We start from the raw sequence: 12,385 nt of genomic DNA, 5'->3' as shown, positions 1-12,385 counted from the left end.
CAACATGTTCAGTCGAAGAACGAACTCACAGCCTAATCGCACCAGCAACAGCCTGATCTGCAGCAGCTTTTTCGGCCAGATAACGGGCAGGGGGCTTACCTACCGCTTTACGGAACATGGTGACAAAGCCACTGGCACTCTCGTAGCCGAGATCTAACGCCACGGTCTGGACGCTTTCACCTTGGGTTAAGCGTTGCAGAGCCAGCATCACATGTAATTGCCGCCGCCAGTGGCCAAAGCTCATGCCCATCTGCTGTTGCAGCGTACGGCTGAGTGAACGCTCGCTCATGCCAATGCGTTGTGCCCACTGGCCCAGAGTGGATTTATCGGCCGGGTTGGCCAGCAGTTGTTCGGTCAGTTGGCGGATGCGTGCATCATTGGACACCGGCAGGTGCAGGTTCTCCAGCGGCGCGGCGGCCAGTTGATCCAACAAAACCTGCGCAATGCGGTCTTCCGGGCCCTCTTCCGGGTAGAGAATATCGAACTGGCTGGCCTGCAGCAGCAGCTCTCGCAGCAAAGGGGACACTGTCAGGGTACAGCAGTTTTGCGGCAAACCAGGGATGGCATCCTGCTCAACGAACAGGCAATAACATTCACTTTGGCTGGTGGCCCGCGCGTTGTGGCTGACGTTACTGGGCATCCATAGCGCGCACTGTGGCGGCACCAGCCACAGGCCATTTTCCACTTCGCAGCGGATCATGCCGCGCACCGTGTAAATCAATTGCGCCTTGCGGTGACGATGATGGGTGCATTCCCAGTCTTTCTGCACGCTTGATGCCTGAACCGCGAAGATGGCGCGTGGCACGTTATCGATATCGGGCCTGGGATCTTGGCAAGTAGCTTTCATGAGAATAATTATCACATTGGCGTGTTTGAGCAATATTATGTCTTGATTGTGCAATGTGGTCTAGCGCCAACGCCGATAGAGTAAGCGCCACTGGCGTGTTTTGTGGTAACGCGCTCATGACCGATAACGCAAAAGGAGAGGCTATGCACCAGGAAAATGTCATCAGTCAACTTCTGGCCTGGATTGAGCAAAACCTGGATCAGCTCTTGACGGTGGGTAGCATCGCGGCCAAATCTGGCTATTCCAAATGGCACCTGCAACGGATGTTTAAACACTTCACCGGTGAAATGTTGGGGAGCTATGTCCGGCGCAGAAGGCTGACGGCGGCGGCGCGTGAACTGCGCCTGACCAGCACCACGGTTGCCTGTATCGCAGATAAATACCAGTTCGACTCCCAGCAGACCTTCACCCGGAGTTTTAAAAAGCAGTTTGGTGTGCCGCCAGCGGCCTATCGCCGCAATCTGGACTGGCCTGGTGAGGGTTTGCAACCGCCGTTGCATATGACCAATGAGCCAACGCCAGAGGTGGAGATGATTGCGCTGCCGCCGATGAAATCAGGGGGGCACGTGCAGCAGGGGAGCTGTACGCTGGGGCAGGTGGGTACTCGCAACAGCCGCTGCTCCAGCAGGGATTATCCGTCACCGCGTATAGCCTGAAAGGCGACATCAGGCATTGTCAGCAGAGGTTTCAACGGCGGCAATCGGCTGTAAATATCTTATCTCGATCCACCATGGCGAGGGGGAAATGGGCTACGCTAAGGCAGGAATTTACCAAAAGAACACTTTTCCCCATATCCGGCTACAAAAAAGTGAGGTATCGGCGCGAGTAATGTTTCCATCTTGGCGGCAAGTGCACATATAATGCGCATCCGGTCAAACCAGGCCGGGCAGAACACATACCATTTTTAGCCAGTGCGGCCACCACTTTACTACGAAGATGAAAATGAGCATTCGCGCGTTATTAACCCTGTTTACCGCTCTGGTTGCATTCAGCCAGGCTGCCTTCGCCGTTGTATACCCTTTGCCCGCCAAAGACAGCCGTCTGGTTGGGGAAAATATTCAGATCACCGTGCCTGCAGACAGCAAACTGCCGCTGGAGAGCTTTGCGGCTCAATACCAGATGGGCTTGAGCAACATGCTGGAGGCTAACCCTGGTGTTGACCCGTTCCTGCCGCTGCCAGGTAGCACGCTGACCATCCCACAACAGTTGATCCTGCCAGACGCCCCGCGTGAAGGCATCATTATCAACAGCGCAGAAATGCGTCTGTACTACTATCCGAAAGGCACCAAGACCGTCGTGGTGCTGCCGATTGGTATCGGCCAGTTGGGTAAAGATACGCCGCTGGACTGGGTGACTACAGTACAGCGTAAGAAGGCAGGCCCAACCTGGACGCCAACCGCTAAAATGCGCGAAGAGTACGCTGCCGATGGTGAAATCCTGCCAGCCGTATTCCCGGCAGGCCCGGATAACCCGATGGGTCTGTACGCGCTCTATGTTGGCCGTCTGTATGCGGTCCATGGTACCAACGCCAACTTCGGTATCGGCCTGCGCGTGAGCCATGGCTGTGTGCGTCTGCGTGCTGATGACATCAAATACCTGTTCGACAGCGTGCCAGTAGGCACTCGCGTACAGTTCATCAACGAGCCGGTGAAGGCTTCCGTTGAGCCAGACGGTTCACGTTACCTGGAAGTGCACAACCCGCTGTCTGCCAACGAAGAAGAGCTGAAGTCGAAAGAGCCAGTGCCAATCACCATTACCGCGCCGGTTGGTAAAGTGCTAATGGATCCAGCTGTTGACCAGAGCGTCGTGGACGCGGCCATCAAGGCTCGTTCCGGTATGCCGGTTAAAGTGAACTGATTTAGGCTGTTGCTGTGAAAAAGACGCCTGCGGGCGTCTTTTTTTATGGAATTTAGATGGTGAGTAGATCGTTAACAATTGTGGGGTGGCGCTCAATCATCAGCAAGATTTTGAGTGAAGAGCCGGAGGGTATTCGGCGATTTTGTTCCCAACTTTGCACTAGGGAAGGACTAACTCCAACCGCCTGCGCAAACTCTTCCTGCTTCATGCCGCTGGCTTCGCGTAGTGATTTCACGTTGGGGATATGATGGCGATGGACACGAGCAGGCTGCATTTCGCCTTTTTCAATCGCGACCATCTGTTCCATGCTTTCGACCAGATCGTTAAAAAGTTCTTTGTCCACTGTGCAACCTCTAAGCAAGTGCTATACCTTGTGCGGCACCGTTTAATTCAGTTTATCCGTTAACGCTTTAAGTATCGCTTTCTCGGATTCGGTTAAGTCGTCTTTGGCGTTTTTAGGATAAACAATCAGTAGGTAAAGCTTGCCGCTGCGGGTGATAACGTAATAGATAACTCTTACACCACCTTGTTTCCCCATGCCTGGACGGTTCCATCGGATTTTTTTACAACCGCCTGTTTTACTTATAGTATCGCCGTCTGAGTGATATTTTAACAGGTGGGTTTGTAGTTCACGAAAGCTATCATCGTCTAATAGGGTTTCGCGTTGCCTGCTAAAAACTGGGGTTTCGATGAACTCAAAGTATTCCATTACGACGCCTCCATATCATTCACAATACTCGTACATAGTACGACAATCAAGTTCTGATGGTTTATTGTACAGAAAAATTGCACAGACGCCTGCGGCAATCTCAGTTTGACAATATTGTGGAGTTTGTAGGGGGGCCGTACGGGCCCCCTTGTGAGTTTGGTGGGGAATGTCTGCAGTTTCAGAAGACGCCTGCGGGCGTCTTTTTTTATGGGAAAAACTCAGCGTGTTCTCTTGGCCACCAGGGTGAACTTGTAATCTTCGCTTTTAAAGAAGTTGCGGCTGAACTCAAACACCGTGCCGTCGTTGAGAAAACCAGTGGAGACCTTCTCCAGGATCGGTTTCTGCGGATCGATCCCTAACGCCTTCACCACCTCTTCGCTTGGCATTACCGGGATGATCTCCTGCTCGCTGCGGTCAATCACCCGCTTTTTAACCTGTTCGATGTAGTGATATTTGGATTTCTGCATCACTTCGTAACTGAGGTCGGGGAACAGCGCCAACGGCATCCAGGTCTCTTCCAGCGTGACCGGTTTTTGCTTGATATAGCGCACCCGTTTGACGTAATACACTTTGTCTTCAGTGGTCAGGTGCAATGCTTCGGCGATGGTTGGGCTGGCCTTGGCGACTTCAAAGATCAGCACGTCGCTGTGGGTTTCCACGTTGCGATCCGCCAACTTTTCATAAAAGCTGGTGAGCTGATAGATATCGTAATTGACCTTTTCCTCTTTGACGTACCAGCCACTGCCCTGAATGCTCTCAATCACCTGCTCTTCGGTCAGCAATTTCAACGCCTGGCGCACCGTTACCCGGCTGACGTTGTACTCCTCGCGCAGTAAAGCCTCGGTCGGTAACGCGTCGCCGGGTTTCAGTTCACCATCCGCAACCTGTTGGCGCAGGGTATCCGCAATCTGGCGATAAATAGGCTTTTTGCTCACGCTTGAGTGTCCCCGGCTGGTTGTTGGATCTGCTGCCCGCATTCTAGCCTTAGGCCAGGGATAAACAAACCAATAACGCTATTTCTCGTTAAGTTGTTTTTAAGTTGAATTAATACAAATTTAATACAAAAATGACGTTGATTTGAAATTGATCACAAATTGGTGTGGATTGTGTTGGTATGATCGCCGCCTGTTTATTGACGGAGCCGCCCTGGCTTCAGCGTGAGGATTAAGATGGACCTGAGCAGCCTGACCCACCCCAGCCTGATAAACCTGCAAGTAGCCTTTGCGGGGCGCGATCAGGCCATTCATCTGCTTGCCGACCAACTAGATGCGCAAGGCAAATTACACGACAAAGCGGCTTTTCTACGCGAGGTCTTTGCCCGGGAAGCGCAAGGCCCTACCGCGCTGGGTGAAGGGCTGGCAGTGCCCCATGGTAAAAGCGATGCGGTAAAGGAATCCGCATTTGCCGTTGCCACGCTGAACACGCCGTTGGAGTGGGAAGGGATTGATGGGCCGGAAAGCGTCAACCTGATCTTCCTGCTGGCGATCCCGCAGGCGCAGGCCGGTACCACGCATATGCAATTACTGACCAGCCTGACAACGGCGCTGGTGGATAACGATATCCGCGCGGCAGTGTTACAGGCCAGCACTCCGGAACAGCTGTTGGCCCTGTTGGCAGGAGGGACGCCGGAATCTGCCCCCAAACCGCAGGATGATTCGCGGCCTACGGTGGTGTGCGTCACCGCTTGCCCGGCCGGTATCGCCCATACCTATATGGCGGCGGAATATCTTGAGAAGGCGGGGCGTAAGCTCGGCATCAACGTGTATGTGGAGAAACAAGGGGCCAACGGGATCGAGGGCCGCCTGACGGCGGAACAGCTAAATAGTGCGACGGCCTGCGTGTTCGCTGCCGAAGTCGCGATTAAAGAAGTGGAGCGCTTCAACGGTATCCCCCGTATCGAAACGCCGGTCGCCGAGCCAATCAAACACGCCGAACGCATTTTGCAGCAGGCATTGGCTGTGGGCCAATCCGCTAACGGTGCTGAGCGGGTGCAGCAAAGCGAAGCGCCGGTGCAGAAAAATAGCGTGAAGACCGAACTCAAACAGGCATTACTCAGCGGGATCTCTTTTGCAGTGCCGCTGATTGTGGCGGGTGGCACGGTGTTGGCCGTTTCGGTACTGCTGGCGCAAATCTTTGGTCTGCAGCATCTGTTCGATCAAGAGAACTCCTGGCTGTGGATGTACCGCAAGCTGGGTGGTGGCATGCTGGGTATCTTGATGGTGCCGGTATTGGCGGCCTACACGGCATATTCGCTGGCGGATAAACCGGCCCTTGGCCCAGGTTTTGCGGCCGGGCTGGCGGCAAACATGATTGGTTCCGGCTTCCTTGGCGGTATTGTGGGCGGCCTGATCGCCGGCTATCTGATGCGCTGGGTGAAAAACCATGTGCGCCTCAGCCCCAACTTCAACGGTTTCCTGACGTTTTATCTTTACCCGGTGATTGGCACGCTGGTAGCGGGCAGCTTGATGCTGTTTGTGATCGGCGAGCCGGTGGCCTGGTTGAACAACAGCCTGACCGCCTGGCTTAACGGCCTGTCTGGTACCAACGCGTTGGTGCTGGGAGCGATCCTCGGTTTTATGTGTTCTTTCGACCTCGGCGGCCCGGTGAACAAGGCAGCCTATGCGTTCTGCCTGGGTGCGATGGCCAACGGTGTGTTCGGCCCTTATGCGATCTTTGGCGCGGTCAAAATGGTCTCGGCCTTTACGGTTACCGCTTCAACGTTGCTGGCCCCACGGCTGTTCCAACAGTTCGAGATTGAAACCGGTAAATCGACCTGGTTGCTTGGCCTGGCAGGCATTACCGAAGGGGCAATCCCGATGGCAATTGAAGATCCTGTGCGGGTGATCGGTTCCTTCCTGGTGGGATCGCTGGTGACCGGTGCGATCGTTGGTGGGATGGGGATTGGCCTGTCGACGCCGGGCGCGGGGATCTTCTCGCTGTTCCTGCTGCACGATAATGGCCTCGGTGGCTTGCTGTCGGCAGCCGTTTGGCTGGGGGCGGCGCTGCTTGGCACGGCGATCTCAACATTGGTGCTGATCCTTTGGCGCCGTCAGGCGATGAAGCAGGGCAAATACACCCTCGTTCAGCCGCAGTAATTCCAGACGAATTAGCTGTCTTATTTAGGAATTGATTATGAAAGCTGTATCACGTGTTCACATTACACCGCATATGCATTGGGATCGTGAGTGGTATTTCACCACCGAGGAGTCACGCATCCTGCTGATCAACAACATGGAAGAGATCCTGACCCGGCTGGAAACCGATCCCGAGTATCGCTTCTATGTACTGGATGGGCAAACGGCGGTGCTGGAAGACTACTTCGCCATCAAACCAGAAAACCACGAGCGGGTGAAAGCGTTGGTGCAGGCTGGCAAGCTGATCGTTGGCCCGTGGTATACCCAAACCGATACCATGGTGGTGTCAGGGGAATCGATCGTTCGTAACCTGATGTATGGCATGCGCGACTGCCTGTCCTTTGGCGAACCGATGAAGATCGGCTATCTGCCGGACTCTTTCAGCATGTCTTCGCAGTTACCGCATATTTTCAACGGGTTTGGTATCACGCGCGCCATGTTCTGGCGCGGCTGCTCCGAGCGCCACGGCACCGACAAGACCGAGTTCCTGTGGCAAAGCAACGACGGCAGCGAAGTTGCGGCACAGGTGCTGCCGCTGGGTTACGCCATTGGTAAATACCTGCCCGAAGATGAAGCCGGGCTGCGCAAACGGCTGGACAGCTATTTCACCGTGCTGGAAAACGCCTCGGTTACCAAGGATATCCTGTTGCCGAACGGCCACGATCAGATGCCGCTGCAACAGAATATCTTCCAGGTGATGGCCAAACTGCGCGAGATTTACCCGCAGCGCGAGTTTGTCATGAGCCGCTTTGAAGAGGTCTTCGAACGGATTGAGGCCAGTCGTGAACGTTTGGCGACGCTGAAGGGGGAGTTTAACGACGGCAAATACATGCGCGTGCACCGCACCATCTCGTCTACCCGCATGGACATCAAGATCGCCCACGCCGAGATCGAGAACAAAATCGTTAATATCCTCGAGCCGTTGGCGGCGATCGCCTGGTCGCTGGGTTTTGAATACCATCACGGCCTGCTGGAGAAAATGTGGAAAGAGATCCTCAAGAACCACGCCCATGACAGCATCGGCTGTTGCTGTAGCGACAAGGTACATCAGGAGATCATGACGCGCTTTATTCTGGCGGACGACATGGCGGAAAACCTGGTGCGCTTCTATATGCGCAAGATCGTCGACAATATGCCGGTACAGCACGCAGATGCCGACAAACTGACGTTCTTCAACCTGCTGCCTTACCCGCGTGAAGAGGTGATCAACACCACCATTCGTATTCGTGCCCAGCAGTTCTCGCTGGTGGACGAACAGGGCCAGCCGGTGGAGTATTTTATCCGCGCCGCGCGGGAGATCGATCCTGGACTGGTAGATCGCCAGATTGTGCATTACGGCAACTACGATCCCTTTATGGAATACGACATTCAACTCTGTCAGCCATTGCCCGCGATGGGATATTGCACCCTGCATATTCATGCCAACCAGTTAGGCCAGCAACGCCAAGCTGCCTCGCAACCGGCAGAACTGTTGGAAAACGAGTATTACCGCATTGCCCTGAATGCCAACGGTACGTTGGATATTAGCGATAAACAAAGCGGCTATCTCTATCAGCAGGTGCTGCAACTGGAGGATGGCTCCGACGATGGCGATGAGTATGACTATTCGCCTTCCCGTGAAGAGTGGTTGATCTATTCCACGCAAAGCGCAGTGGCTACCTCCATCAAACATGAGGCTTGGCAGAGTATCGCCACACTGGAACTGCGTATGGCATTGCCAGCCAACCTGCAACAGCGGGCGGAGCGCCGTAGTGACGGTTATCTGGATGTGCTGTGCCAAGTGACGTTAGCCCACAACAGCCGCCGGATCGATATTGAGATGTGGCTGGATAACCAGGCCGACGATCACCGCGTACGGGTGTTGATCCCAACGCCGTTCGCCAGTGAAAGCGTGCTGGCGGATAACCAGTTTGGCTGCATTACTCGTCCGGTGGACGATCCGGCGATGGCCGTTTGGCAGCAAGAGGGCTGGAAAGAAGCGCCGATCCCAGTGTGGCAACTCATGAATTTTGCCGCCCTGAATGACGATCTGCATGGGTTGGCGTTGTTTACCGAGGGGCTGCGCGAGTTCGAGATTGTTGGTGAGCGGCGCGATACCTTTGCCCTGACGCTGTTCCGTTCGGTAGGCGTGTTGGGTAAAGAAGAATTGCTGTTGCGGCCAGGTCGCCCTTCTGGCATCAAGCTACCAACGCCTGATTCCCAGATGCGTGGCAAATTGCATTGCCGGTTCAGCCTGTTCGGTTTTGCAGGAGATCCACACCGGGCGGGCGTGATGCAGCAGGCGCGGGCCTACGTCACACCGGTGCGCTGTTACAACAAGATCCCGTTTGATGCGATGAAGCTCAATCTGGCAAACTTCCGCACGCCGCTGCACTTTAGCCTGCTTTCGATGCCTGAGTCAGGCCCGGTGTTGAGCGTATTGAAGAAAGCCGAGGATGCCGATGCTTTGATTATCCGTGTGTATAACCCTTCGGAACAGGTGTCGTTCGGCGGAAAGTTAACGTTGGCAGAACCAGTCAAGGAATGGTTGGAAACTGGGATGGACGAGCATCCGCTGCCACAGCAGGATGTGGCTAAAGGGGATTTCGCTACCTTGGCCCCTTGCCAGTCGAAAACCTTCCGCTTTATTCGCTAGCTAACAGCCAGAGGCGTGGATTGCCACGCCTCCGAATGCAGCTATAAACCGAATTGGCGTGCCAGTTGGTCGATAGCGTCACGCTGGAACTGGTTAAACGCTTCGCGGGGCTGCTGTTGCTGAATAAATTCCAGCATCGGGTCCTGCACCTCGGTGCGTATGCCGCTCAACTCTTCCATTACTGCCAGGCCGCAGAACGGCACATAGGCTTCGGCATAACCCCCTTCATGCACCATCACCAGCTTGCCACCACAGAGCCTGTCCGCAGCGCTTTGCGCCTGCGCGGTCATAACGCGGAAACTGTCGCTGTGCAACTGCATCCGCGCCAGTGGATCGATGGCGTTGGCATCGTAACCGCAGGCGATGATGATCAACTCTGGCTTGAACTGCTCCAGTGCTGGGATGACGATTTGCTGCATGGCGTAGTGATAACCGTCGTCACCGGCCCCGGCCAGCAGCGGAATATTGATGTTGTAACCCGCTCCTGCCCCTTCACCGCGATCTTGTTCGCCAGCGTAGCCCGCCGGGAAACAGCCGTCTTGGTGCAATGAGATGGTCAGCACGTCATTACGTTGCCAGTAGATATGCTGGGTGCCGTTGCCGTGGTGCACGTCCCAGTCGATCACCGCCACCTTGCCTAACCCGAAGCGCTCTTTGGCGCGTTCGATGGCAATAGGAATATTAGCCAGGAAGCAGAACCCCATCGATTGATCCGGCAGGCAGTGATGGCCCGGTGGGCGCGACAGGGAATAGGCATTGTCCAGTTCACCTTTCAGCACCGCCTCGACCGCAGCGCAGGCCAGCCCGGCGGAGAGTTTGGCAATCTCATAGCTGCCTGGACCCAAAGGTGCCTCTTCTCCCAACATACCGCCGCCGTTATCACTCAGCTGTTTGAATCGTTGCAGATAATGTGCCGGATGAATGCGCAGTAAGTCTTCCTCATCGGCCAGCTCGGCGCTCAGCAGTTTGAGCTGGCGCGACAGGCCGGAAACGTCCATCAGGTTTTTCATCCGCCGCTTGGTTTCCGGCGATTCGGCATGCCCAGCCCCCGAAGGCGGTTGCACCCAGCCGCCCACCGGCAGCGTGGTGGCATGTAGGCCGGTGCTATGCCAGAAACAGCGTTCATCGAAGAAAAAACCGGTTGTTCTTTTCACCTTATGACTCCTGTTAAACGGCGCGGCGCGCGCGGTGAAGCCAGCGAGATCAGCAGCAGTGACAGTAGCGCACAGCTCAATGCGCCGATCAGCAATGCGTTGATCCCGCCGGAAGATTCGATCAGGTAACCAGCCAGCGTGGGGCCAATGGCCATGCCGCCGCCAATCACCAGATTGATGCTGTTCATCAGCTTGCCGTTGTTATCCAGCACCGAGACGCGCGCCAGAATAAATGGCAGCACAAAGGTCCAGGTAAACTTGAACATCACAGCGGCGAGGGTGAAGCGAATGAGTAGCGGGTTGCGGCTCAGTAGCAGGACGCTGGCAATCAGTAGGCCGTAACCGATCCACAACAACGGCTTGTGGCTGCGTCTTGCGCCAACCAGTGCCGCCCCACCAGCCCCAATGATGCCAAACAGGGTGGCGGCGGCCAGTACCTGCCCGCTGTGCACCGGTGAAAGGCCTGCGGCCTCGGCGATAGTGCCGATAAAGGTCCAGACCGCGCTCAGGCTGATGTAAAAGGCCAATACCGCCAGCACGGCAAACAGCTTGTAGATGGGGGGGCTTGGAGGTATCTGACTGGCCGCGCTGTGGCTATGGCGAAAGCCGCTAGGGAATGCGCCCAGTAACGGCAGGCAACACAGCATGATCGCCGCCAGGATCAGATAAACGGTCATCAGACCGAAATGAGCAAACAGCGGAGGCAATGCCAGTAAGCCGAATACGCCTAGCAGCAGTTGGCCCAGCACCCAAAAGGCATAGACCCGGCTGGGGTTGGCGGTGCCCGCCGCGCAGGAAATGCAGAGGATCATCAGCGTGCCACCGGCTAGTGAAGCAATAAATCGCAAGGCCAATAGCAGGCTGAAATCGGTGGCCATCGCCGAGGCCAGATTGCCGATCAGGAAGACGATAGCCGCCAGCGTGGCGATTTTGCGCCAGTTGATCCGGCTGATCCACCACCAGGCAGGCAGCGTGGCGATGCTCATGGCTCCCAGTTCGGTGGAAAACAGATGGCCGATCTGGCCTGGCGTGAGGTGCCACTGGCTAGCTAACTGGGCAGCGACGGCGGGGGCGGTCATCAGGATCCCCGGTGCGATGGCGGCAAACACGATAATCGCCGTTAACAGCCTGGGTGGGCAGGGGAGCAAGGCCCCGGCAGAAGGCACAGAAACTGCATCACTGGACATCGTCGTTATCCTTGAGTTTCGTCAATCATTACCCTCCACGCTTTTTAAGCATGGGGAGGCCGCGCCAGCATTGGCGTATGGTTGATTGTTACTGCTTTAGTCAGGATCAGCCGTAGGCAATAAAACCGCTGGAGACCAGTTCGGTGCGATTAACCACGGCGGTTTTGGCAAAGATGTTGCGCATATGGGTTTTCACCGTCGATAGAGAGATACCGAGCTGCAAGGCAATGCGCTTATTGCTGGCCCCTTCACGCACCATATTGACGATCTCCTGCTCTTTGGCAGTGAGCAACTGGGCTTCACTATCTGGCAGCAGATCGCGGGTGGCCAACTCGATCAACGGCAGCACCGCACGTAAGCGGCTGCGCTCCAATTCGGTGAACGGCGTATCGCGGATCAGAGAAACCCCGGCAATGATCCGCTTACGCTGGCGGATAAAAATCTCCGTCATGTCACGCATGCGATTGGGTAGCATAAAGTCGTGATAATAGTGGCGGTTATTGGCGATCGCCGCTGGCGTCATGTTCACCATCTGGATGTCTTGCTGGTGGAAGTTGGCCGGTTTTAACGGGTCCAACTGTTGAAAATGGTCGAGATATTGCTGATGCGTATCAGCGCTAATACCATGAAGAATATAGTGATCTGGTCGCAGATTTGGGTCCACCAGATAAAAAACCCCGGCAGAAACTGGGATCAGATGCGCAATGGTATTCAGACAGCTCGAGATAAAAGCGTCGTTACGCATGAAGGATGATGTGGTTGTCATAATGCATTTTCCTCCGTTGATCGCTCAGTACCCTGAAGGACACCTGCAAAGGTATCTGGACAATATGTGAACGATATCAGCATAGGTGTAGCAATT

10 protein-coding genes and 1 pseudogene are annotated in these 12,385 nt (G+C 55.3%); 4 read left to right on the top strand and 7 right to left on the bottom strand.

Translation table 11 applies throughout. The features are described from left to right. Positions 1-25: 25 nt before the first annotated feature. Positions 26-847, bottom strand: a complete 822-nt coding sequence (locus tag ACMV5H_RS04245) for an AraC family transcriptional regulator (protein ID WP_414821491.1) — start codon at positions 845-847, stop codon at positions 26-28. Positions 848-990: 143 nt separating this feature from the next. Here ACMV5H_RS04245 and ACMV5H_RS04240 point away from each other — a divergent pair. Further along, positions 991-1,348, top strand: a pseudogene (locus ACMV5H_RS04240) (helix-turn-helix domain-containing protein); the annotation flags it as partial. Between the two features lie 435 nt (positions 1,349-1,783). After that, positions 1,784-2,704: a L,D-transpeptidase family protein gene (locus ACMV5H_RS04235; RefSeq protein WP_021179171.1), complete on the top strand. Its 921-nt coding sequence runs from the start codon at positions 1,784-1,786 to the stop codon at positions 2,702-2,704. 52 nt (positions 2,705-2,756) lie between these two features. On the opposite strand, the gene nadS is transcribed toward ACMV5H_RS04235, so the two are convergent. The 3 genes from nadS to ACMV5H_RS04220 form a co-directional block, all read right to left on the bottom strand. Then, positions 2,757-3,047 carry a NadS family protein gene (gene nadS / locus ACMV5H_RS04230; RefSeq protein WP_071682469.1) on the bottom strand — a complete coding sequence of 97 codons (291 nt, stop codon included), beginning with the start codon at positions 3,045-3,047 and terminating at the stop codon, positions 2,757-2,759. A gap of 42 nt (positions 3,048-3,089) precedes the next feature. Beyond that, complete coding sequence (locus tag ACMV5H_RS04225) at positions 3,090-3,413, bottom strand: type II toxin-antitoxin system RelE/ParE family toxin (RefSeq protein WP_039995466.1); 324 nt, start codon at positions 3,411-3,413, stop codon at positions 3,090-3,092. Positions 3,414-3,631: 218 nt separating this feature from the next. Further along, positions 3,632-4,348: a GntR family transcriptional regulator gene (locus ACMV5H_RS04220; RefSeq protein ID WP_021807990.1), complete on the bottom strand. Its 717-nt coding sequence runs from the start codon at positions 4,346-4,348 to the stop codon at positions 3,632-3,634. A 234-nt stretch (positions 4,349-4,582) separates the two neighbouring features. Between ACMV5H_RS04220 and mngA the strand changes: the two genes are divergently transcribed. After that, positions 4,583-6,508: a PTS 2-O-a-mannosyl-D-glycerate transporter subunit IIABC gene (gene mngA / locus ACMV5H_RS04215; protein WP_414821490.1), complete on the top strand. Its 1,926-nt coding sequence runs from the start codon at positions 4,583-4,585 to the stop codon at positions 6,506-6,508. A 37-nt stretch (positions 6,509-6,545) separates the two neighbouring features. Next, positions 6,546-9,182 carry a mannosylglycerate hydrolase gene (mngB, locus tag ACMV5H_RS04210; RefSeq protein ID WP_414821489.1) on the top strand — a complete coding sequence of 879 codons (2,637 nt, stop codon included), beginning with the start codon at positions 6,546-6,548 and terminating at the stop codon, positions 9,180-9,182. 41 nt (positions 9,183-9,223) lie between these two features. On the opposite strand, the gene ACMV5H_RS04205 is transcribed toward mngB, so the two are convergent. From ACMV5H_RS04205 to ACMV5H_RS04195, 3 genes are all read right to left on the bottom strand, one after another. Then, entirely contained in the window at positions 9,224-10,336 is a 1,113-nt protein-coding gene (locus tag ACMV5H_RS04205) for a class II histone deacetylase (protein ID WP_414821488.1), read from the bottom strand. After that, positions 10,333-11,523 (bottom strand): MFS transporter, encoded by a 1,191-nt coding sequence (locus ACMV5H_RS04200; protein ID WP_414821487.1) that lies wholly within the window; start codon positions 11,521-11,523, stop codon positions 10,333-10,335. The genes ACMV5H_RS04205 and ACMV5H_RS04200 overlap by 4 nt, the downstream gene beginning before the upstream one ends. A gap of 106 nt (positions 11,524-11,629) precedes the next feature. Next, entirely contained in the window at positions 11,630-12,289 is a 660-nt protein-coding gene (locus ACMV5H_RS04195; protein ID WP_414821486.1) for a response regulator transcription factor, read from the bottom strand. Positions 12,290-12,385 lie beyond the last annotated feature (96 nt).

The sequence above is a fragment of the Serratia sp. N21D137 genome, from assembly GCF_047530005.1.
GTDB lineage: Bacteria > Pseudomonadota > Gammaproteobacteria > Enterobacterales > Enterobacteriaceae > Chania > Chania fonticola_B.
The sequence above is the reverse complement of the archived record's forward strand: the minus strand, read 5'-3'. Positions and strand labels throughout refer to the sequence as shown.